This is a genomic window from Aerococcus sp. L_32 (genome assembly GCF_050689315.1).
In genome coordinates, this window is the sequence record NZ_JBOEQF010000017.1 from 1 (window position 1) to 21,830 (window position 21,830).

At 41.0% G+C, this 21,830-nt stretch carries 21 protein-coding genes and 1 other annotated feature; of the genes, 19 read left to right on the forward strand and 2 right to left on the reverse strand.

The annotated features are described in order from the left end of the window. Positions 1-122 precede the first annotated feature (122 nt). The 18 genes from ACRCJ0_RS02465 to ACRCJ0_RS02550 all read left to right on the forward strand — a co-directional run bounded on the left by ACRCJ0_RS02465 (position 123) and on the right by ACRCJ0_RS02550 (position 18,669). Complete coding sequence (locus ACRCJ0_RS02465; RefSeq protein ID WP_431389388.1) at positions 123-1,058, forward strand: Ldh family oxidoreductase; 936 nt, start codon at positions 123-125, stop codon at positions 1,056-1,058. Next, complete coding sequence (locus ACRCJ0_RS02470; RefSeq protein WP_431389389.1) at positions 1,022-1,165, forward strand: hypothetical protein; 144 nt, start codon at positions 1,022-1,024, stop codon at positions 1,163-1,165. Before ACRCJ0_RS02465 ends, ACRCJ0_RS02470 begins: the two co-directional genes overlap by 37 nt. Positions 1,166-1,515: 350 nt before the next feature. Next, entirely contained in the window at positions 1,516-3,498 is a 1,983-nt protein-coding gene (locus tag ACRCJ0_RS02475) for a beta-glucoside-specific PTS transporter subunit IIABC (RefSeq protein ID WP_431389390.1), read from the forward strand. Between the two features lie 21 nt (positions 3,499-3,519). Beyond that, positions 3,520-4,959: a 6-phospho-beta-glucosidase gene (locus tag ACRCJ0_RS02480; RefSeq protein WP_419970690.1), complete on the forward strand. Its 1,440-nt coding sequence runs from the start codon at positions 3,520-3,522 to the stop codon at positions 4,957-4,959. A 539-nt stretch (positions 4,960-5,498) separates the two neighbouring features. After that, entirely contained in the window at positions 5,499-6,917 is a 1,419-nt protein-coding gene (locus ACRCJ0_RS02485) for a glycoside hydrolase family 1 protein (protein ID WP_431389391.1), read from the forward strand. A gap of 250 nt (positions 6,918-7,167) precedes the next feature. Beyond that, positions 7,168-7,497, forward strand: a complete 330-nt coding sequence (locus ACRCJ0_RS02490; RefSeq protein WP_419970692.1) for a hypothetical protein — start codon at positions 7,168-7,170, stop codon at positions 7,495-7,497. Positions 7,498-7,682: 185 nt separating this feature from the next. Next, a complete protein-coding gene (locus tag ACRCJ0_RS02495) occupies positions 7,683-9,068 on the forward strand; it encodes a L,D-transpeptidase family protein (RefSeq protein WP_431389392.1) in 1,386 nt (461 codons plus the stop codon). A gap of 237 nt (positions 9,069-9,305) precedes the next feature. After that, positions 9,306-10,052: a methionine ABC transporter ATP-binding protein gene (locus tag ACRCJ0_RS02500; RefSeq protein ID WP_431389393.1), complete on the forward strand. Its 747-nt coding sequence runs from the start codon at positions 9,306-9,308 to the stop codon at positions 10,050-10,052. Then, a complete protein-coding gene (locus ACRCJ0_RS02505) occupies positions 10,045-10,728 on the forward strand; it encodes a methionine ABC transporter permease (RefSeq protein ID WP_431389394.1) in 684 nt (227 codons plus the stop codon). Before ACRCJ0_RS02500 ends, ACRCJ0_RS02505 begins: the two co-directional genes overlap by 8 nt. A 110-nt stretch (positions 10,729-10,838) precedes the next feature. After that, positions 10,839-11,687 (forward strand): MetQ/NlpA family ABC transporter substrate-binding protein, encoded by an 849-nt coding sequence (locus ACRCJ0_RS02510; RefSeq protein WP_431389395.1) that lies wholly within the window; start codon positions 10,839-10,841, stop codon positions 11,685-11,687. Positions 11,688-12,338: 651 nt separating this feature from the next. Then, positions 12,339-12,576: a binding site (T-box leader), on the forward strand. A 100-nt stretch (positions 12,577-12,676) separates the two neighbouring features. Beyond that, on the forward strand, positions 12,677-13,243 hold the full coding sequence (locus tag ACRCJ0_RS02515; RefSeq protein WP_419970694.1) for an NAD(P)H-dependent oxidoreductase: 567 nt from the start codon (positions 12,677-12,679) through the stop codon (positions 13,241-13,243). Then, positions 13,225-13,785, forward strand: coding sequence for a GNAT family N-acetyltransferase (locus ACRCJ0_RS02520; protein ID WP_016897779.1), 561 nt, complete (start codon positions 13,225-13,227; stop codon positions 13,783-13,785). Before ACRCJ0_RS02515 ends, ACRCJ0_RS02520 begins: the two co-directional genes overlap by 19 nt. 82 nt (positions 13,786-13,867) lie before the next feature. Then, on the forward strand, positions 13,868-14,647 hold the full coding sequence (locus ACRCJ0_RS02525; protein ID WP_431389396.1) for an amino acid ABC transporter permease: 780 nt from the start codon (positions 13,868-13,870) through the stop codon (positions 14,645-14,647). Continuing rightward, a complete protein-coding gene (locus ACRCJ0_RS02530; RefSeq protein WP_431389397.1) occupies positions 14,647-15,480 on the forward strand; it encodes a transporter substrate-binding domain-containing protein in 834 nt (277 codons plus the stop codon). Before ACRCJ0_RS02525 ends, ACRCJ0_RS02530 begins: the two co-directional genes overlap by 1 nt. A gap of 25 nt (positions 15,481-15,505) precedes the next feature. Beyond that, positions 15,506-16,342, forward strand: coding sequence for a transporter substrate-binding domain-containing protein (locus tag ACRCJ0_RS02535; RefSeq protein ID WP_431389398.1), 837 nt, complete (start codon positions 15,506-15,508; stop codon positions 16,340-16,342). 24 nt (positions 16,343-16,366) lie between these two features. Beyond that, a complete protein-coding gene (locus ACRCJ0_RS02540) occupies positions 16,367-17,197 on the forward strand; it encodes a transporter substrate-binding domain-containing protein (RefSeq protein ID WP_431389399.1) in 831 nt (276 codons plus the stop codon). An 18-nt stretch (positions 17,198-17,215) separates the two neighbouring features. Then, positions 17,216-17,929, forward strand: a complete 714-nt coding sequence (locus tag ACRCJ0_RS02545) for an ABC transporter permease subunit (RefSeq protein WP_431389400.1) — start codon at positions 17,216-17,218, stop codon at positions 17,927-17,929. Further along, positions 17,926-18,669, forward strand: a complete 744-nt coding sequence (locus ACRCJ0_RS02550) for an amino acid ABC transporter ATP-binding protein (protein WP_417892865.1) — start codon at positions 17,926-17,928, stop codon at positions 18,667-18,669. The genes ACRCJ0_RS02545 and ACRCJ0_RS02550 overlap by 4 nt, the downstream gene beginning before the upstream one ends. Positions 18,670-19,033: 364 nt before the next feature. Here the strand turns inward: ACRCJ0_RS02550 and ald are convergent, their stop codons facing one another. Then, positions 19,034-20,146, reverse strand: a complete 1,113-nt coding sequence (gene ald / locus ACRCJ0_RS02555; protein WP_431389401.1) for an alanine dehydrogenase — start codon at positions 20,144-20,146, stop codon at positions 19,034-19,036. A gap of 77 nt (positions 20,147-20,223) precedes the next feature. Next, positions 20,224-21,336: a YkvI family membrane protein gene (locus ACRCJ0_RS02560; protein WP_419970698.1), complete on the reverse strand. Its 1,113-nt coding sequence runs from the start codon at positions 21,334-21,336 to the stop codon at positions 20,224-20,226. Positions 21,337-21,569: 233 nt separating this feature from the next. Here ACRCJ0_RS02560 and ACRCJ0_RS02565 point away from each other — a divergent pair. Next, positions 21,570-21,830, forward strand: a 261-nt coding sequence (locus ACRCJ0_RS02565; RefSeq protein ID WP_431389402.1) for a tRNA (cytidine(34)-2'-O)-methyltransferase, incomplete at its 3' end; no start/stop codon positions are given.

A 21,830-nucleotide genomic window follows, 5' to 3' on the forward strand; every position in this document is an offset into this window, starting at 1 on the left:
CTTGAATTTCACAAGACCATCCACTGAGGATATTGAAAAAGGGATTGAAGTCATCAAAGAAGCCCTGATAGCAGCAAAAAAATCTAACTAAATATCAAAATATCTAACTAAGGAGATAAACATTGGCAACATTAAAGCGATTTACCAAGGAAAGCTTACAAATTTTACTGAATGACATCTATCAAAAATATGGCTTTTCAAAAGCAGACAGCCAACAAATTACGGAAATCCTTTTGCAAGCGGATATGGCTGGGATTCCTTCCCACGGCGTCCAACGGTTGAATTATTACGATGGAAAGATTAAATCAGGGCAAATTAAGGTGGATAATCAAGCTGAAGTTATCAAGGAAACATCCATTTCAGCAGTTCTTGACGGGCACTCGGCCATGGGCCACTTGGTTGGGAAAGTAGCCATGGATTTAGCCATTCAAAAGGCTCAGCTATCTGGTATTGGAATTGTGACCGTTAGAAATTCTAACCATTACGGGATTGCAGGTTACTATGCAGAACTGGCGTCAAAAGCTGGTTTAATAGGTATGTCCCTAACGAATTCTAGGGCCATAATGGTGCCGACTAATGCTAGCCAACCCTATCTTGGGACTAATCCCGTTGCTTTTGGAATATCAGGCGTAGACGATAGCTTTTTGTTTGATGCTGCGACAACAACTGTTTCTTACGGTAAAGTCCAAGTCTATGAGAAAAGAGGGCTAGACCATCCTGAAACTTGGACCCTATCAGATTATGATTCAAGTTTTACCAGTAATAAGAAAGGTTTAGCTCCTTTAGGTGGTTTTAAAGAGGCGTCTGGTAGCCATAAGGGGTTTGGTCTAGGTTTAGTGGTTGAATTGTTAACTGGGATCTTGTCAGGTGGGGCTACGTCCGATCAGATTTCAGAAAATGGTGGGATTTGTCATTTCTTCTTAGCTATCGATCCCAAATTATTTGGCGATAAAGAAGCGATTGAAAAAGTCTCGATGCTTACCTACAAAGGCTTCGCGACGCCGATAGATTGGACGCTGAAATGCCGATTTATGTGCCTGGTGACAAGGAAAAGCTAGCTAAAAAAGCAAACGAAAGACAAGGGATTCCAGTGGATGATGTGACAATTGCAGAAATACAAGCGATTGCACAGGACTTCGATATCGATTTCCCAACACCAATTTAAAAGAAAATACTTTGACCATTTAGGGTCTAGAGAATGATGTTAGTATGGAAGCGCCAATTTTTTAGAGACCTTATCACCTGTCAATAAGCAGGGTATGATCACTTTTGTATGCCACCGAGCATTTAATTTCCGCAAAAAGGATTGCCTTTTCCCAAAGACCGTGATAAACTAAAAAGACGTTAAGCGCTTACATTAAAATAACATACATTCCACTATGGATTGTTACTGGTCAGCAGGCAAAACCTAAATGGAAACATAGTAGAGAGGGGACTCTTTCTTTTTGACTATGTTTTTGTTTGGGTTTTTTTGTGCGAAAGAATGATTTAAAAGAAAGAAAAGAGGGTTTAGAAATGGCAATAAAAGATTATAAAACTTTAGCAAATGATATCGTAAAAAATGTCGGAGGTGAAGAGAATGTCGATGGATTACGGCATTGTGTAACCCGGTTACGGTTTAATTTAAAGGATGAATCAAAGGCTGATACGGATACCATCAAAGGTTTGGATGGGGTCGTAACAGTCATGAAAGCATCCGGTCAGTACCAAGTAGTCATTGGGAATGAAGTAGCCGATGTTTATGACGCTATCGTAGATACCACTCACCTTGGCGGAGACGAAGCGGGTGGAAGTAGTAACAATGAACCTGAACATGATGACCGTAAACTTGCGGACAAAGCCATCGACTTCATCTCGGGTGTATTCCAACCTTTCTTGATGCCACTTGCGGCAACAGGGATGATCAAAGGTATCGTGGCTATTTTAGGGACATTTGGCTTAAACGCTACCAACAGTGGTTTATATTTACTGCTTCAAGCAGCCGGGGACGGCTTCTTCCAGTACCTGCCAGTTATGGTCGCCGTAACGACAGCTAGAAAATTGAAGATGAATGTCTTTACGGCATTAGCCATTGCGGTAGCTTTCTTGCATCCGGCCCTTTCAACTTCAATGACAAACGACGTTTTATATACCTTATTTGAAGGTTCACCGTTTGCTTCAGATATTTATTCAACCGTCTTTGGCCTACCGGTTATCTTACCGTCAAATGGTTACTTCTCAGCAATCATTCCAATCATCGTTGCGGTATGGTTAGGGTCTCGTCTTGAAAAATGGTTCAAGCAGCGCATTCCTTCTACAGTGAATTCATTCTTAACACCATTCTTCACGATCATCATCGCCGTACCAATCGCCTTGATGGCTGTTGGACCAGTTGCCACATGGGCAGCTAGCTTAATCGGGGTATTCTTCACTTGGTTACAAGGGGTATCACCATTAGTATTCGGTGCCTTACTAGCCGCTTCTTGGCAATTACTAGTAATCTTCGGGTTACACTGGGGTATCATACCAATCACCTACTTATTACTAGCTGAAACGGGTTTAAACCCCCTTGGGCCACTAATGAACATTTCAACATTCGGTGTCCTTGGGGTTCTATTAGCTATGTTAATTAAAGGTAACGAGAAGAAATTAAAAGATATCGCCATTCCTGGTGCAATCTCGACCTTATTTGGGGTGACTGAACCCGTCATCTACGGGATTATGATTCCACTGAGACGCCCATTCATCTATGCCATTATCGCCAACATCTTTGCTGGTGCTTACTCAGGTGCCATGGATACCGTAGCTTACCGTACTGGTGGTTTAGGGATCTTCAGTTTAATGAACATGATCGACAACGAAGGGCAATTAGGGGCTAACTTCTGGAACGTGGCCATTTCTTATGCCATCGCCGTTGCCATTGGTTTTATCCTACAAATGGTCTTCCCAGTGAACCGTTTAGAAGAAGAGTTACCAGCCGAAGCATTAGCAGCAAGTGATGTTTCGAAAAATGAACCATCAGCAGCTCAAGCTGAGGTTTCTGACGCTGAAATGGCAGCTTCTGCAAAGGAAGAAATCATCGCTAGCCCCTTAGTGGGTGACATTTTGCCATTAAGTGCAGTCGCCGACGAAGTGTTCGCCAGTGGTGCTTTAGGCAAAGGAGTTGCTATTCAACCAAGCGAGGGGAAGGTCCTTGCACCTGCCAATGGAACAGTTTCTGTACTTTTTCCAACGGGACACGCAGTCGGAATTACGACGGATACTGGGGTTGAATTGTTGATTCATATTGGCTTGGATACGGTGAATCTTGACGGTCGCGGTTATACAAGTCATGTGGAGAAAGGGCAAAAAGTTTCAGCTGGGGATTTACTGGTCGAGTTTGATATCGCTACCATCAATGAAGCTGGTTATGATACCATTACTCCTGTAATAGTGACCAATACGGATAACTTTACGGATGTATTAACTACGACTGAGCCGGTTGTCGCTCGAAATGATTATTTATTTACTATTGTTTAGTAAGAGAAAAGGAGTATGAATATGTCTAGAAAATTACCTGATGGATTCTTATGGGGTGGCGCTACAGCCGCAAATCAATTAGAAGGTGGATACCTTGAAGGGGGCAAAGGGTTAACAAGTGTTGACTTAATTCCTCACGGCGCACAACGCTACGCGATTACAGCTGGTGAAGTACATTATTCGGAGGTAACTGAAGGTTCACATTTCCCTTCTCATGAAGCGATTGACTTCTACCACCACTTCAAAGAAGATATCGCCTTGTTTGCTGAAATGGGCATGAAATCTTACCGTTTCTCAATGGCTTGGTCACGTATCTTCCCAACTGGTTTTGAATCAGAACCAAATGAAGAAGGATTGAAATTCTACGAAGACGTGATTGATGAATTGTTGAAATACGGCATTGAACCTGTTGTAACGATCAACCACTTCGATGTACCAAAAACATTGATTGATGAATTAGGTTCTTGGCGTGACCGTCAGATGGTTGACCTATTCGTTAACTACGCGACAGCTTTATTCAATCGCTACAAGGGTAAAGTAAAATACTGGATTTCTTTCAATGAAATCAACATGTTACTACATTTACCATTTATGGGTGCAGGCATTTACCTTGGCGACTTAAGTGAAGAAGAACGTACCCAAGTCTTATACAAAGCAGCCCATCACGAATTATTAGCGAGTGCTAAAATTACCAAAGTGCTTCGTGAAATCGATCCAGAAGCCAAAATGGGCTCTATGTTGGCAGCTGGTGAGTACTATCCATACTCATCAAACCCAGAAGACGTTTGGGCAGCTAACTTAAGCAACCGCGATAACTACTTCTTTATCGACGTACAAGCGGGTGGTGAGTACCCTGAATGGGCGAAAATCATGTTTGAAAACGAAGGTATTGATATTGGTATCACAGAGGAAGATGAAGCGATTTTACGTGAAAATACTGTAGACTACATCACTTTCTCTTATTATTCAAGTCGTGTATCTAAAGGCCAAATCGCTGAAGATGATATTGTCACAGGTAATGCCTTCTCAGGTGTAAAAAACCCATACTTAGAAGAATCTGAATGGGGTTGGGCCATTGATCCACTAGGGTTGCGTACAACAATGAACGCCCTTTGGGACCGTTACCGCAAACCATTATTTATCGTTGAAAATGGTCTAGGTGCGATCGACACAGTTGAAGAAGATGGGACAATCAATGATGACTACCGGATTGAATACCTTAAAGCGCATATCAATAGCTTCATGGATGCTGTTGAAGAAGATGGTGTACCATTATGGGGTTACACACCATGGGGAATCATCGACTTAGTATCAGCTGGTACAGGTGAAATGTCTAAACGTTACGGTTTAATCTACGTTGACCGTCAAGACGACGGGACTGGTGACTTGCACCGTTCTAAGAAAAAATCATTTGACTGGTATAAAGAAGTCATCAAGTCAAACGGACAAGCAGCCCGCTAATTATCTGAATTATATTTGAATTTCCCAGCCACTCTTTTTATTTAATTAAGGGTGGCTTTTTTATTTAAAAAAACGTAATGGCCATTGCAATGGTCAAAGTTATGTAAAGCGCTTGGGTTGCATCTTCGTAAGATTATAAGTGAGGTAGGAGATTTCTATGGAGAATAAGAATATTATCGAAACAAGTTTAGTGAAAACTGACTTACAGGGCCATATAAAAGATTAACTCCTGATATATTTAGGCCAATTACTTGAAGAAAATGGCAATGTAACCAATGCGCAAGCTTTTATTGATGATGTCTATAAACACGATTACGAAGAAGCTACTGGCAAGTAATTAACTTAAAACAATGGTGAGAAGAGAGGTGTGACGCTTAAGTCATGCTTCTCTTTTTACGATTAATGGGTGGCGATAACCTTTTTTGTAAGGGCATAATCATTTAAGAAGGTGATTATTTTACAAGAAAGCGTTTTAATGATATGATCAAAATGTAAATAAATGGCACAGTACTAGAATATGGAATGGAGCGAATTGTAGAATGAGTAAATATAGATTTCCAGATGGTTTCTTATGGGGCGGGGCTGCCGCTGCCAATCAATTTGAAGGTGCATTTGATGTAGATGGTAAAGGTTTATCTGTTCAAGACGTGACGCCAAATGGCGGGATGGGCGAAATTACGGATGGCCCAACTGAAGATAACTTGAAGTTAGTGGGGATTGACTTTTATAACCGTTATAAAGAAGATGTGGCTTTATTTGCTGAAATGGGCTTCAAAGTTTTCCGTACATCAATCGCTTGGTCACGTATTTTTCCAAACGGGGATGACGCTGAACCAAACGAGGCTGGATTACAATTCTATGACGACTTGTTCGACGAGCTCCACAAATATGGGATTGAACCTTTAGTGACTTTATCTCACTATGAAACCCCATTAAACTTAACCAAACAATACAACGGATGGACAAACCGTGAATTGATTGGCTTCTTTGAGAAATATGCCACAACTGTATTTACACGTTACAAAGACAAGGTCAAATACTGGTTAACTTTCAATGAAGTGAACTCCGTATTACATGCGCCATTCATGTCTGGTGGGATTGATACACCGCCAGAGGAATTGTCCAAACAAGACTTATACCAAGCTGTTCACCATGAATTAGTGGCCTCTGCATCGGTAACGAAAATTGCCCATGAAATTAACCCAGACTTCCAAGTAGGCTGTATGGTGCTTGCGATGCCTACTTACCCGATTACACCAAATCCGGATGACGTCATGGCTGCCCACTTGGCTGAAAACCAAAACTACTTATTCTCAGATATTCATGCACGCGGAGAGTACCCAGCATATATCAACCGTTATTTTGCGGAAAATGGTATCGAAATCCAATTTGCAGACGAGGATAAAGCACTATTGAAAGAAAATACTGTGGACTTTATTTCCTTCTCTTACTACATGTCGATTGCTGAAGCGGCTGACCACAGCCAATACGAAGCTGGTGAAGGGAATATTATGAGTGGTATTCCAAACCCATACCTAGAAGCTTCTGAATGGGGATGGCAAGTAGACCCTGTTGGTTTGCGTTTAATCTTAAACCAATTCTATGACCGCTACCAATTACCATTATTCATTGTAGAGAATGGTTTAGGCGCCAAAGACGTATTAGTTGATGCACCAAACGGTGAAAAAACAGTGGAAGATGACTACCGGATCAAATACATGAACGACCACTTAGCCCAAGTTGGTGAAGCCCTATTAGATGGCGTGGACATCATGGGTTACACCAGTTGGGGTTGTATCGACTTGGTGTCAGCATCAACTGCCCAAATGTCTAAACGGTATGGTTTTATCTATGTTGACCGTAACGACGATGGTAGTGGTACACTAGATCGTTACAAGAAGAAATCATTTAGCTGGTATAAAGATGTGATTGCGACAAACGGTGGCAACTTAAATTAATCACTCGATCAAGGCTGGGTAGTCGTGAAAAACGGCTATCCAGCCTCTTTTATTTGGCTATCATTTTTCAGAAGAAGACTTGATTAAGTGACAGTAGTGAAAGAAATGCGGGTGTTTTCTAGGCAATCATTTAAAAGACTGGTTCGAAGTAAATTGGACTTTCTTTCTATTAAAGTTATATAATGCAGTCAATCGCACAAGGCCGAATGTTAAAAAACTGTAAAGTAGGATAAGGTTAGGGAGGCAAACGATGAACAAACATGATGTAAACCGTAAAGGGACCAAGGACGACCATTCGTTTCGAAATGTCTATAAAATTGAAATCAGTGGCTTACAAGGGAACAACTACGATGAATTAGACGACAATAATTTGAAGGTCAGTATCAAAAGTATCCTATTGAAGGTTGTGGTATTCCTGCTTGTGGGTGTCATTACTTTCTTTATTTTTAAAGAAGATATGTGGTCTACTGATACCAAGATGGCTTCCTTGGCTAGCATCTACTTTATTGTGACAACTTTGGTTGTAGGCTATTTGGGCACAGTCTTAGTGGACCTATTATTCGGTCGTAGCAAGAAATAAGCTGACTGAGGGATTGACTAGTTTTTTTATAGTCAAAGGGGTGGCTATTTTGCCAATGAGGGCTTTCAATCGGGCCTGATTTTTAAAAATATGATAAATTGAATAAATATTACAGAAATGTTACAAGAAATAAGGTACAATAGGTTAAAGCTTTAATAGCGTCAATTGGGAAGGGAGATAATTGGATGAAGAAAGTTTCGATGTGGGTATTGGGGGCAGTCTTAGCATTGTTAATAGTGGGCTACGGTGTAGGTGTGTATTATTATCAATCACATTTCTTACCAGCAACGACTGTTTCTAATGTAAATATCAGTGGAATGACGAAGGCTGACGCGGAAGCTGCAGTAGCCAAGGCCAACAATGAACGTACCATGAAAATTACGGACCAAGGTCAAGAAGTGGCTACCATGAATTTACAAGAAGCTGGCTTTCAACCAGTAGAAAATGATTCTTTTGATGACATGCTAAATCAACAAGCGACCTTCACATGGCCGGTTGAATTTGTCAGCAATGCTTTAAAATCTGTGGATGCCAACGAAAGTAATGAGTGGACTGTTGACCGTGAGGCATTCAAGTCTTACTTTGACCAGTTAGACATTGATCAAGAAGGCGCAACACCATCAACAAGTGCACAAGTAGTCATTAATGATGAAACAAAGGCGGTAGAAGTGGTGCCTGAAACACAAGGTAACCAAGTCACGTCAGATTCATTGGCGGATGCCGTTTTGTCAGAGGTGAAAGCAGGAACAAGTGAGCTAGATTTAGCGGATGCTTACGTGAAACCAGAAGTAACTAGCGATTCAGAGGCTATTCAAACGGCTAAAACTGAATTGGAGGGTATCTTATCAGCAAGTATCGGCATTCAAATTGAAGATGAAGTGGTGAATATTCCAAGCGAAACGCTAGCGGCATGGGTAAGTACGGATGATCAAGGAAAAGTCCAAGTGGATGAAGAGGCGATTGACCAATATTTATACGAGTGGAATGTGGAAAATGCTGGGTTAAACCAAGACCACCAATTCCAATCTACTGAATCAGGCGAAGTGACGGTTACTCCAGGTATTTATGGTTGGTACATCGAGCGCGAAATGACGACGCAATTGGTTGCGGAAGCAGTCCTTGCGGGTGAAGATACAGTGATTCAACCAAATATTTGGGGTGGCGGTTATAACCAAGATGACTTCTTCGGCACTTCTTATATTGAAGTGGACTTAAGTAAGCAAAAGATGTTCGTTTATATTGATGGAGAACAAAAAATTGCCACTGATATCGTGAGCGGGAATACCGGTACTGACACGGTTCCAGGTGCCTATGAGATTTGGAATATGGAAGACCCATCAGTATTGAAGGGGTATAATCCAAGAACAGAAAAAGATTATACGGTACCGGTAGATTACTGGATGGCCTTTGACTTTACCGGTCAGGGGATCCATGACGCTGATTGGCAATCAAACTTCGGTGGCGATGCCTACCAACAAAATGGTTCGCTAGGTTGTATTAATACACCACCAAAAACGATGGCAGAAGTTTATGCTTTATCATATGTTGGCTTACCAGTAATTGTTTTCTAAACCGTTACTTGAAAAAGGGTTGCCTTGTATAGATGAGGTATAAAGAAATAAATACAAGCATGACAATTGCTAGGGGTCGAGAACTTGTTTTCTCGGCCTTTTTTTGATATTTATTTCAGTTGTCTAAACAAGTGTATAACAGTTTGTATAATAAAATGTAACAGTAAAATGCGCTAGACACCAAGGGGAAATGCTGTTAATATGGAACACATGAAGTAGGAGTAGGTGGATAGATACATGATCGATTTCAAGCAAGTGTCAAAAGAATTCGTCAATAATGGTAACCGCATACAAGCCCTGGACCAAGTGAACTTAAATATCCAATATCGGGAGGTATTTGGTTTGGTTGGCGAATCTGGGGCTGGTAAATCGACGCTATTACGATTTATCAACGCCTTAGAAAGGCCCACGACTGGTCAAGTTGTGGTGGATAATGTCTTAGTGAATGATTTGACAGGGAAAGATTTGCGGGCTTTTCGTAAAGACATCAGTATGGTTTTCCAACAATTCAATTTACTGACTAACAAGACGGTGGCTGAGAATGTGGCTTTACCCTTAAGCTTGCACAAGTACGATAGTCCCTTAAGTGTGGATGAGGTCTTGGCCTTTGTGGGTTTAGCAGATAAAAAAGACCACTACCCAAGTCAATTATCAGGTGGTCAAAAACAAAGAGTGGGGATTGCGCGTGCCTTAATTACTCGTCCAAAAGTCTTATTAGCTGATGAACCGACATCAGCCTTGGATACCCGAACTACAGGCGAGATTGTAAAAGTATTAAAAGCTGCCCATAAAGCCTATCCAATGACCATGATTGTGGTAACTCATGAGCTTGAAGTCATAAAAGCCTTGTGCCAACGGGCTGCCATTTTAGAAAATGGACAAGTCAGGCAAGTGGTAACAGTCAAGCCAGATATTGGGGCTGTTTCGGACGGTAACCAGTCTTACGCTGGCCATGTATTGGAGGTGCTTGAAGGCAATGAATAACCTACAAGAATATGGCCAACGGTTGATTGAATTTCTACCCAATATCAATGAAAGTCTAGGTGAAACAGGGATTATGATGGGTTTTGCTATGGTGGCAGCAATTATTTTAGGGCTACCATTAGGGACGATTTTATTCTTAACCAATGAGGATAATCCAAGAGAAAATAAGCTGGTCTACCAGGTCTTATCCTTTATCGTTAATATTATCCGGTCATTCCCATTTTTACTATTGGTTGTCTCTATGCAACCGCTGATTCGAGCGACTTACGGGCGAGCGACAGGGGACCCAGTAGCTGCATCATTTCCGATGATGGTGATTGCCATCGCTCTATATGCCCGCTTTGTCGAGCAGTCGTTACTGGACGTTGACCGCGGCGTCCTTGAAACAGCCGATGCTTTAGGGGCTAATACTTGGCAATTGGTAACCAAATTCTTATTTGTGGAAGCCAAGTCATCCTTGATTATTGGCTATACAACGGCTTTTGTGTCTTTCATTTCCTACTCAACGATTATGGGTGTTGTTGGTGGTGGTGGTATTGGCGATTTCGCGATCAGGTATGGCTACCAGCGTTATGAAACCGACATGATGTACACGGCTATCGTTTTGATTATTGTGATCGTACAAGTTTGTCAGTGGTTAGGACTTAAACTAGCTAAGAAAGTCGACCACCGTTAAGTTAGTGGTTGTTGAGGCACAACTCATTGGAAAATAGCTTTATTTTCCTTAAGTTAGCGCCAGCTTAAAATAAGGTAATCTTTTTACAAAAAAATTTGGAGGTAAGATGTATGAAGAAAGGTTTATTGTTTACAGGGGTATTATCAGCAGGATTATTGTTAGCTGCTTGTGGAAATGGGAGCGAAAATGCTGAGTCTACAGCTTCTGGGTCTACAACTAGTGAGGATACGGTAATTAAAGTTGCTTCACATACAACACCAATGACTGATATTGTGGAATTAGCTGCTGAAGTTGTGGAAGACCCTTATACAATTGAGTTGGTTGAGGTTTCAGACAACATTCAATACAATGAAGCCGTTTTAAATGATGAAGCGGATGCATCTTTTGCACAACATGAACCATTTATGGAAGTTTTCAATGAAGAACGTAACGGTGACTTAGTAGCTATTCAACCGATTTACAATGCTGTCGTTGGTTTCTATGCACCAGAATATGAAAGTATTGAGGATATTGAAGATGGCGCAGAAGTGGCTATTCCAAGTGATATGACCAATGAAGCGCGTGCTTTACATATTTTAGACGCTCAAGGTTTGATTGACGTACCGGATGAAACTTTTGTAACAGTTGATGATATTACGGAAAATGACAAAAACCTAAACTTTACCCATGTCGACTTGTTGAATTTAAATGCTTCGTATGAAGATGGGGTTGACTTAGTCTTTAACTACCCAACTTATATTTCAGAAATTGGTTTAACACCAGAAGAGGCGTTATTCCTTGAAGAAGATGATTCTAATCGTTTTGCCTTACAAATCGTAACTCGAGAAGGCAATGCAGATTCGGAAAAAATACAAGCATTGAAAGCAGCTTTTACCTCACAAGAAGTCTATGACTACTTAGAAGAACTAGCTGCAAGTGGTCACTTAGAACCAGCCTTCGAAAATCCTTCAGAACAATAATTTCAACCAGTAATTAAGTAAGATTTCCGCTTATATTTTATCTATCATTGCCTTAAAAAGCAGTGGGCATGCTAGGTAAGTTGCATCCGAAAATCTGTCTAGTAGAGCTGCATAATCTAACTTAATTAAATAAAAACTATTAAAGAACATGACTGATTTTTTTATGGTGGAAAACTAGATTTTGAAAGACAAATATTTTGTAACTGAGACATGGTCACTAATGATCATGTCTATTTTTTGCGGTCATTTTTGATAGGTGCTTACTATTGATCGCTTATCTAGGTCAAATGATAACCGGAAAAGTTTATCAAGTTTTTTGTCCAAAGTCTGATAAATACTGATATTAGGGTGTTTTTTAATCAATAAGATTTACTTAAAAGGTACACGAAGTACAATAATTGTTCTTTAATGAGTGGTTTTTACTCGCCGTTTTTGCCACTTCTATATCAGTGATGATAGCGGTTAACGATTAAAAGAAGATGATAATCAGATGAAAACCTAAGAGGAATAAAGGGTTTTGTCCTTTTTTCAAAAAAAGGCGATTAGACGAAAGTGAATTCATTGATTGTTTTTTCTAGGCAGTAATATTGATGCAGATGCATGAGATTTGTTAAATTTACTGCAAGCAAAAGTTGCAAATCTTTTTTATAACCAATTGCTTTGATGAGTAGAGTAGTTATGCAGGTAATCCACAGCGAGTCTGAATTTGGTGAAATCAGATGTTTACCGGTAATGAAAATGAGCTCTGAGCATCTAGTCAGTGAAAGCTGGTTGGACGGTTGGGACCGTTATTTCTTTCAGTATGTAAGGTATTTACTGGATAAGAGATTGCTCGCGAGGGCAATTTGAATAAGGGTGGCACCGCGATTGTTAACCAATCGCCCCTTCCTAATAGACAAGGTTGTTTATTAGGGAGGGGTTTTTATTTTTCAAAAATGTCTAGATGTATGAAATCAGTGAAAGCAATCACCAAAGAAAGAGGGAAGGATATGACAAAAGTAACTTTAATTGTAGGCGCAAATTCATTATCTTCACGATTGAATGGTTTGGTGGCCTATGCCCAGCAGGTGTTATTCGAATATAAGATTCAAACGCAGGTAATCCAAGTCCATATGTTACCAGCCGAAGCTTTAATGACGGCGGACTATAAGGATAAGACCATCCAAGCGGTCAACCAACAAGTATTGAATTCAGATGGGGTTTTGGTATTTACGCCAGTCTTCCAAGGAAGCTACTCAGGGATTTTAAAGGCGTATCTTGATGTATTGCCGCAAAAGGCACTCCAAGACAAGGTGGTTTATGGTTTGGGCTTAGGAGGGTCGAAACACCATTTGTTGGCCTTACAATATGCTTTGGAGCCTGTATTGAAGGAACTGGGTACAGAAGAATTGTTACAGTCAACCTTTGCAACGCAAGACCAAGTAGTGAAAGATGGTAGAGATTTTATTATCGAAGACAGTGTAACCAATCGAATTGATGAACAACTTTATAGATTTACCAGCCGTATCGGCCATGAGGTTATTAAGGAGGCAGCAAGATGGGAAAAGATCGTATAAGAATTGCTACTAAAGAGGACGCACCAGCATATTTAGCTCTTATTCAAGAGTCATTCCAAGAGGTGAAGGATTTAGGTATTGATTGGCCGTCAACAAACGCTACGTTAGAATCGGTCACTGAAAATATTGAAACGGGGATTGCTTTAGTGTTAGAGCGGGATGGCCAGTTAATTTCAACCATCACGATTCGTCAACCCTGGGAAAATGACAGCCCTATTTCACACTATCCTTTCTTGTGGTGGTTTGCGACTGCTAACGAATTTAAGGGACAAGGGATTGGAAAGAAATTCCTGAAACAAGTGGAAGAGGAATTCTTGGTGAAGACCTTAAAAGCACCAGCCTATGTCTTAGGGACTTCTGGTAAAAGACATCCATGGTTATTGGACATGTATTTAAGAAATGGCTACCAAGTTTTAGGCACAAGAGAGGATCCAAATGATATTGGCGTTTCTTTGTATAAGGTCTTGATTCCTGAACGGTTTGATGAAAGCGTCCTTCGGGTTGAAGCGCCTTATTATGAGTACCAAGATTTGACCATTTAATGATTTGAAATTTTAGTGAATGAAATGATAGTGACGGCTGAATAGCCGATGAAATGGGTCCATCAAATAGGAGGAAAAACGCATGTCAGAATTTTTTAAGTGGGAATATATTGTATCCTTTTTCCCGAAAATATTATCCGCACTCCCTACGACACTAGCCATTGTGGCAGTTGCTACTGCAGTCGGAATGTTACTCGGCTTGGCTATTGCTTTTGTGAGAATTGAAAAAGTGCCGGTCTTATCACAAATTAGTCAGGTGTTTGTGTCTTTCATCAGGGGGACGCCCATTCTAGTGCAATTGTTCTTAATTTATTACGGGCTACCGATTGTCTTTACGGCTTTAGCCAATATTGAAAAGATTGACTATGTTTACATTACATATGGGTTGAGTACGGCGGCCTTTTTCTCAGAAATCTTCCGGTCAGCGATTTCAAGTGTCGCAACCGACCAGAAGGAAGCGGCAGCCTCTGTTGGCTTGACTAAACTGCAAACCTACCGCCGAATCATTTTGCCACAAGCGGTACGAATTGCTATTCCTGCTACAGGAACCATGATCGTCAGCCTATTACAAGATACATCACTGGCCTTCTCACTAGGGGTTATCGATGTGATTGGGAAGGTTCGGGCTTTAGCGGCTTTAACTTATCGGTCACTTGAAGGGTATTTCGTGGCAGCCATCATCTTCATCGTCTTATCTATCGTCTTGGAGCGGGTATTTGCTTGGTTATCTAAACGATTCCAATTCCAATCGAAAGCGAAAACTGAGGTGGCGCCAGCTGGACTTGATCCAGAGATTTTAATTAAAAATGATGAACTATTTAATTCATATACACTTAGAAGTGGAAAAGGGGAGACCTACTAATGAAGAAAAGAGCAGCTTTTATACGATGGGGATTATTAACTTTTGTAGCAACAGCGGTCCTTGCAGCTTGCGGGTCAGCTGAAGCGACGGATGAAGACGCAACAGCATCATCGAATCCGGATGCAGAGACAGTTGTCGTTGGGACAGGGAATGGCTACCAACCCTTTGTTTACTTAGATGAAAATGGCGAATTAACTGGATATGATGTAGCTGTCCTTGAAGCGATTGACGAAAAATTAGCCGACTACAATTTTGAATATGAGTCATCTGATTTCAAGAATATCTTAACCTCATTGTCAGCTGGGAAGATTGATTTAGCGGCTCACCAATATGAATATAATGATGAACGAGCGGAAAAATACCTGTACGGGGAAGTGGGTTATACCGACTACACCCTATATATTGTAAACATTGCAGGCAATGAACAATATGCAACTTTAGATGACCTACAAGGGAAGAAAGTGTTCGCTTCACCAGGTTCTAACGTGGCTTACTTATTGGAACAATATAACAGTGAACATGAAAATGCAGATGAACAAATCGCCATTATTTATAACGAAAGTGCCAGTGAAATCTTTGTTTCAGGTTTACAAAACGGGACGGCAGACGCAGGGATTTTAACTAAATATGACACCAATAAATACAATGAACAATTTGACGCCAACTTAGAAATTGCCTCTGAACCGATTTCGGTATCAAAAACCTACTTCTTATATGACAAGGCTGACGAAAAGCTGAAAGAGGCTGTTGACGGTGCCTTACAAGAGTTGATTGATGAGGGGACTTTGAAAGAATTATCGGTTGAATACTTAGGTGACGATTACACCCAATAGAAAATGAAAAGGTGGATATCATGCTATGAAGAAAATATTTGGAAATAAAATTAAAAAAGGATTTGTGTTAACGGGTATTGCTTCAGCCTTACTACTTGGTGCTTGCGGGAATGCGGATGCTTCAGAAGACCAAGAAGCAGCGTCCAATCCGGATGCAGAAACGATAGTTGTTGGCACTGGGAATGGCTACCAACCATTTGTTTACTTAGATGAAAACGGCGAATTAGATGGTTATGACGTGGCCGTGTTGAAGGCCGTTGATGAAAAATTAGACCAATATAACTTTGAATACGAATCGTCAGACTTCAAGAATATCTTGACTTCCCTACAAGCTGGGAAAGTTGATTTAGCGGCCCACCAATATCAATACAATGATGAACGAGCGGAAAAATACCTCTTTGGTGAAGTTGGCTATAACAATATCACCTTACATATTATTTCGATTGAAGGTGAGGGCGAATACAACAGCTTAGACGACCTACAAGGGAAAAAGGTGATCGCCTCACCAGGGGCTAATGAAGCCCATGTCGTTGAAGAATACAACAGCGAACACGGAGAAGATGAACAAATCAACATCGTCTATAACGAAGGTGGTAGTGAAATCTTTATTTCTAGCCTACAAAACGGTACAGCTGATGCAGGAATTTTAAAAGAATATGACGGTAACAAATACAACGAACAATTCAATGCCAACTTGGCCATCTCAGAACAACCAGTTAGTGGTTCAAAAGCCAATTTCTTATATAGAAAAGGCGATGAAGCATTACAGCAAGCCGTTGATGGCGCTATCCAAGAGTTGATTGATGAAGGGACGTTAACAGAATTATCAATCGAATATTTAGGCGATGATTACACGCAATAAAAGGGAGAAAGTGGGATTTAAAATATGAAGAAAATTACACATGAAAGATTCAAAAAACGGTTTATATTAACGGGTATTGCCTCAGCCTTTTTACTAGCAGCTTGCGGATCAGCTGAAGCAACTGATGAAGAAGCCACAGCTAATCCAGATGCGGAAACCATTACTGTGGGAACAGGAAATGCTTACCAACCCTTTGTTTACCTAGATGAAAATGAAGACTTACAAGGTTATGACATTGAAGTCTTGCGGGCGGTGGACGAAAAGTTAGACCAATACAACTTTGAATATGAATCTATGGACTTCAAAAATATTCTAACGTCACTTTCAGCCGACAAGGTCCAACTTGCAGCCCACAACTACGCTTATAACGACGAGCGCGGGGCCAAATACCTATACGGGGAAGAAGCCTACAACAATTACGCCCACCATATCGTAGCCGATGAATCTACCGGTCAAGTTTACCAATCTTTAGATGACCTTAAAGGCAAAAAGGTATTTGCATCCCCAGCTAGCGAGGTAGCCAATATTTTAGAGACCTATAACGCTGAAAATGATGATGCCATAGAAATTGTCTACAGTGAAGTGAATGGTGAATTATTGGTCTCTGGTCTACAAAATGGAACAGCAGACGCAGCCATTTTGACAAAATTTGACGTTGATAAATACAACGAACAATTCGATATCAACTTGCAAGCCTCAGATGAAGCCCTAAAAACTGCTGGTATCTACTACGTCTTCCAACTAGGCGATGAAGCATTACAAACAGCCGTTGACGGAGCCATCAAAGAATTACGAGAAGAAGGGACCTTATCAGAACTTTCCACCGAAATCCTTGGTGCTGACTATACCGAATAAAGAAAGGAGGGCACCACAATGCCCATCGATTTTACAGCAATAGCAGAAGCCTTTAAAGCAGCTGTTCCATTTATCCCAGTCACCTTGCGCTTGGCCTTCATTCCCTTATTCATTGGGATTATCTTTGGCCTACTCATCGCACTGGCACGTTTCTTCCAAGTGCCTGTCTTAAGCAAATTTCTCGCTGGTTTAATTACCATTGGGAAAGGGGTACCAGTTGTGCTAAGCTTAATGGTTGCTTACCTACTTTTCTCAGACTTGTTTGATCAAGTAGCCACTAGCTTAAGCTTGCCGATACGTTTTTCAGATATCAACCGTGAATACATTGGCATCCTTGTCCTTAGTTTCACGGCAACCATTTCTATTTCGGAGATTTTCCGTGGTGCCTTATCTGCCATTCCAAAAGACCAATGGGATGCAGCGGCATCCATTGGTTTAACCCAATTTCAAACCATTGCCCGGGTCATTTTTCCACAAATGATCCCCATCGCATTACCCATGATTTGTAGCCAATTAATTGTCTTAATCAAGACATCTTCATTGGTATCCTTGGTATCAGTGGTCGATGTCTTGAACGGGGCTTTAATTACAGCGACAACAAGCTATACCTTCCTAGAATCTTATATTGCAGCAGCTATTATTTACTGGGCGCTGTCGATTACAGTGGAACAAGTATCGCAATTATTTGAACGCAATTATACTAGAAAATTTGTGAAAGGAAGTGCCCTATGATACAAGTTGAAAATATCCACAAAAAATTTGATCAAAATGAAATCCTTAAAGGGATCGATTTAACCATTAACCAAGGCGAGGTGGTCGTAATTATTGGCCCATCTGGTTCAGGGAAGACCACCTTCCTACGTTGCCTTAACTTTTTAGAGCGTGCGGATAAAGGCCACCTGAAAATTGGGGACCAACAAGTAGACTTTGAAAAAGTTTCTAAGAAAGAAATTCTAGATATTCGTAAGAAGACAGCTATGGTTTTCCAACAATATGCCCTATTTTCAAACCGGACGGCTTTAGAAAATGTTATTGAAGGTTTAGTGATTGCCCGTAAAGTGCCTAAGAAACAAGCAGCAGAAAAAGGGCGAGACCTTTTAGCTAAGGTTGGTTTGGAAGGAAAAGAAGACCACTATCCACATGAACTTTCAGGTGGGCAACAACAACGGGTGGGGATAGCGCGCGCTTTGGCTTTGAATCCAGAAGTTATTCTATTCGATGAACCAACATCGGCCTTAGATCCAGAGTTAGTTGGGGAAACCTTGGAAGTCATTAAAGATGTAGCCCAAAGCGGATCCACTTTAGTCATTGTGACCCATGAAATGCAATTTGCTTATGAAGTTGCGGATAGAGTCATCTTTATGGAAAATGGCAACATTGTTGAACAAGGGACACCTGAAGAAGTATTTGATAATACTCAAGAAGAAAGAACGCAAAACTTCCTGAAAAGAACTGCTGTATTTGCACGTTAGTCTTTTGATAAACAGTTTGTAATGTCTAATGTGCATGCTAAAAATATCTTCCTTTTATATAGAAGTATTTGCAATTGATTGTGTTAGTTCTTTGTGTTCAACGACTATGGTCCGTCTTGAATAGGCGCGGGCAATCTTAAAAATGAACATCTGAAACGTAAGATTGCTTTCAACGCTATGTCACAGGTGTGATGCTGATATCTTGGCTAACTGTTTAATAGTGGTCAAAAACGTTTTGTGATACATATCTATCTTACAAGAAGTATGTTAATAGGATTTGCAAGCTTAATCAAATTTATCGATAACAAAAAACCGCTATTCTTTTAAGAAATGGCGGTTTTTTGTTGCTGATAATAGCTTTAATTTATTTGTTTAGTAGGTCTTGGATTGTTGTGTAGTCACGGTTTTGCGATTCGGCTACACCTTCGTGGGTCAGGTGACCTTGGTAGGTGTTGATGCCTGTTAGAATAGTTTCGCTGTTTTTGGCAGCTGCTTCTACACCTTGGTTAATGATTTGGTTGGCAAATTTCATTGTGGCATTGGTTAAGGCCAATGTTGAGGTACGTGGTACTGCACCCGGGATATTGGCTACTGTGTAGTGGGTTACCCCATGTTTTACATAGACTGGGTCTTGGTGGGTTGTTGGGTGGGAGGTTTCAAAGTTACCACCTTGGTCAACGGCGATATCCACCAATACTGATCCAGCTTTCATCGTCTGAACCATTTCTTCGGACACGAGTACTGGCGCACGACGACCAGTGACTAATACAGATCCAACGACAACATCCGCGTCTTTGAGGACTTGACGGATATTTTCTTCGTTGGACATTAGGGTAGTCACTTTGCCGTTTAAGATGTCTTCTAGTTGGGCAAGGCGACCAGTATTGACATCTAAAATCGTTACGCGAGCGCCCATGCCAACAGCTACTTTGGCTGCGTTGTAACCAACGGTACCACCACCAATGACAACGACATGACCCGATGCAACACCTGGTACACCTGAAAGTAAGATACCAGAACCACCGTTTTGTTTTTCTAGGTAGTGGGCACCGATTTGGATTGCCATTCGTCCAGCAACTTCAGACATAGGTGTTAGTAGTGGCAGGCTGCCGTTTTCCACCATGGTTTCATAGGCGATAGCCGTTACTTTATGGGCTACCAGGGCGTCAGTTAGTTCAAGCTCTGGCGCTAAATGGAAGTAGGCGAACAGTATCAAGCCTTCGTGGAAGTAGTCGTATTCAGATGCTAACGGTTCTTTGACTTTGATGACCATCTCGCTGGCCCAAATTGTCGCTGGTTGATCTTCAATACGGGCACCGGCTGAAGCGTATTCGCCGTCCGTAAAGCCTGCGCCGGCACCAGCACCCGCTTCAACCAGTACTTCGTGGCCGTTATTGATCAAAGTTCGTACATTACCAGGCGTTAAACCAACGCGGTCTTCTTGCGCCTTAATCTCTCTTGGTATACCAATCTGCATGTAAACATCCTTCTTTCTATTTAATGTTTGTATCAAGAACATTATACCACGAAAAAAACAATTACCAAATTCACCTATTATTTGGCTAATAGTCTAGTTAAAGCACGCCAAATCATCATAAATAGGAAGATAATCCCGAAATAACCAGCCACCACATAGACGATATTCACTAGCTGGTCAAAAGGTAGAAACAAGCCGATAGCCGTCGCAATGAAACCTAAAACGGCCGTGGCCACTTTATTATAAGTCGTGCCATCAGTCGTTACGGATGCTGCCACATTCCACAACATGGACACAACCGTTGAATAAATCGCCAATAGGATGATCACAATGAAGGCATAGCCAAGCCATGGATGTAGCTGGTTAGCGATAGCTAAAGTCGGTACTTGTGCACCCGCGATTAGTGAGAATGTCCCCATAAAAGCCATGTACAAGATAAAAATGCCTAGTGCATAGATCCCAGATGAGAAAAGAGCTGCTGCCTTCGTTTCTGTCTGGTTATTGGCTTGAATACCAATTTGGGCAATAAAACCAGCGTTTAACATAATGATCAAGCCCACATAGTTTAAAGCGGACACCAACCAATTTCCAGAAGCAGCTTGAATAGTGCCTGAAGCTACGGCATTTTGGACCATGCCAGAAGCTTGACCAAGGTCACCGTTATTAGTGGATAAACTGAGTAAACCTAATACAATGGCAAAACCGGCAACCGTCGGGCCAATATTTCCTAAAATCCTAGTGATTTTGTCCATACCCAACATCACGGTTAGGGCGGAAGCGATATACATGAAACCAGATCCTATATATACGGGGACACCAAATTGTTGTTGGATGGTGGCACCTGCGCCAGCAACCATTACGGCATAGGTTAAAAATAGGGTGATTAAGGCGATGTATTTATACAAGCCACCGATCTTATCACCGGCAAATACCTTGAAAACGTCATTTGGACTATCTAGGTTTTCTTTGCTGGCTAAACCTGCTTTAAAGAAGGCATCGCTTGAAAAGCCTACTGTTAGGAAGGTGGCGATGACCCCTAAAATGCCTGTCCATTCGTGGGCTACAAAGTATTGCATAATTTCCTGACCGGTCGCAAATCCTGAACCGATTAAGGTCGCAGTCATCGCGCCAGCCATCACAAAGACTAGCCCCCAATTGGTCGTACTAGTGTGTTTTTTATTGTCTTTCATAGTCAATCCTTTCAAACCGATTTAGATGTAATTACATCTAACGGTGATGATCTTTCTTTTTTCCTAAAGAGTATCATAACAAAATTTAGGACCGGTGTAGATAAAAAGGCAATGAAGGCAATCATTAGAAGGGACCGAATAACTTTCAAATATGATATAATTAATGGGCGAAAGAAGCCATTTGGTTTCATATACGTGATGAAAACAGTATTTATATAGAAAGAAGCGACATAATGACTAACCATATTGTATTATTTGAACCAGAAATTCCAGCAAATACAGGAAATATTGCCCGTACTTGTGCAGCGACTGATACCCACTTACATTTGATTGAGCCTTTAGGGTTTAAAACAGATGACAAGCATTTAAAACGTGCTGGGTTGGACTATTGGAATGCTGTAGATATTACTTACCATGCGAATCTAGACGCCTTCATGGAATATCTAGGCGACAAGCAATTATATTTAGTAACAAAATTTGCTAACCATGTGTAC

Excerpts from the sequence above, each read along its gene's own strand:
- ACRCJ0_RS02535 (WP_431389398.1), top strand. The coding sequence starts at position 15,506 with ATGAAGAAAATATTTGGAAATAAAATTAAAAAAGGATTTGTGTTAACG.
- ACRCJ0_RS02530 (WP_431389397.1), top strand. The coding sequence starts at position 14,647 with ATGAAGAAAAGAGCAGCTTTTATACGATGGGGATTATTAACTTTTGTA.
- ACRCJ0_RS02560 (WP_419970698.1), bottom strand. The coding sequence starts at position 21,336 with ATGAAAGACAATAAAAAACACACTAGTACGACCAATTGGGGGCTAGTC.
- ACRCJ0_RS02545 (WP_431389400.1), top strand. The coding sequence starts at position 17,216 with ATGCCCATCGATTTTACAGCAATAGCAGAAGCCTTTAAAGCAGCTGTT.
- ald (WP_431389401.1), bottom strand. The coding sequence starts at position 20,146 with ATGCAGATTGGTATACCAAGAGAGATTAAGGCGCAAGAAGACCGCGTT.
- ACRCJ0_RS02500 (WP_431389393.1), top strand. The coding sequence starts at position 9,306 with ATGATCGATTTCAAGCAAGTGTCAAAAGAATTCGTCAATAATGGTAAC.
- ACRCJ0_RS02485 (WP_431389391.1), top strand. The coding sequence starts at position 5,499 with ATGAGTAAATATAGATTTCCAGATGGTTTCTTATGGGGCGGGGCTGCC.
- ACRCJ0_RS02475 (WP_431389390.1), top strand. The coding sequence starts at position 1,516 with ATGGCAATAAAAGATTATAAAACTTTAGCAAATGATATCGTAAAAAAT.
- ACRCJ0_RS02540 (WP_431389399.1), top strand. The coding sequence starts at position 16,367 with ATGAAGAAAATTACACATGAAAGATTCAAAAAACGGTTTATATTAACG.
- ACRCJ0_RS02495 (WP_431389392.1), top strand. The coding sequence starts at position 7,683 with ATGAAGAAAGTTTCGATGTGGGTATTGGGGGCAGTCTTAGCATTGTTA.
- ACRCJ0_RS02470 (WP_431389389.1), top strand. The coding sequence starts at position 1,022 with ATGCCGATTTATGTGCCTGGTGACAAGGAAAAGCTAGCTAAAAAAGCA.
- ACRCJ0_RS02515 (WP_419970694.1), top strand. The coding sequence starts at position 12,677 with ATGACAAAAGTAACTTTAATTGTAGGCGCAAATTCATTATCTTCACGA.
- ACRCJ0_RS02505 (WP_431389394.1), top strand. The coding sequence starts at position 10,045 with ATGAATAACCTACAAGAATATGGCCAACGGTTGATTGAATTTCTACCC.
- ACRCJ0_RS02510 (WP_431389395.1), top strand. The coding sequence starts at position 10,839 with ATGAAGAAAGGTTTATTGTTTACAGGGGTATTATCAGCAGGATTATTG.
- ACRCJ0_RS02480 (WP_419970690.1), top strand. The coding sequence starts at position 3,520 with ATGTCTAGAAAATTACCTGATGGATTCTTATGGGGTGGCGCTACAGCC.
- ACRCJ0_RS02525 (WP_431389396.1), top strand. The coding sequence starts at position 13,868 with ATGTCAGAATTTTTTAAGTGGGAATATATTGTATCCTTTTTCCCGAAA.
- ACRCJ0_RS02490 (WP_419970692.1), top strand. The coding sequence starts at position 7,168 with ATGAACAAACATGATGTAAACCGTAAAGGGACCAAGGACGACCATTCG.
- ACRCJ0_RS02550 (WP_417892865.1), top strand. The coding sequence starts at position 17,926 with ATGATACAAGTTGAAAATATCCACAAAAAATTTGATCAAAATGAAATC.
- ACRCJ0_RS02520 (WP_016897779.1), top strand. The coding sequence starts at position 13,225 with ATGGGAAAAGATCGTATAAGAATTGCTACTAAAGAGGACGCACCAGCA.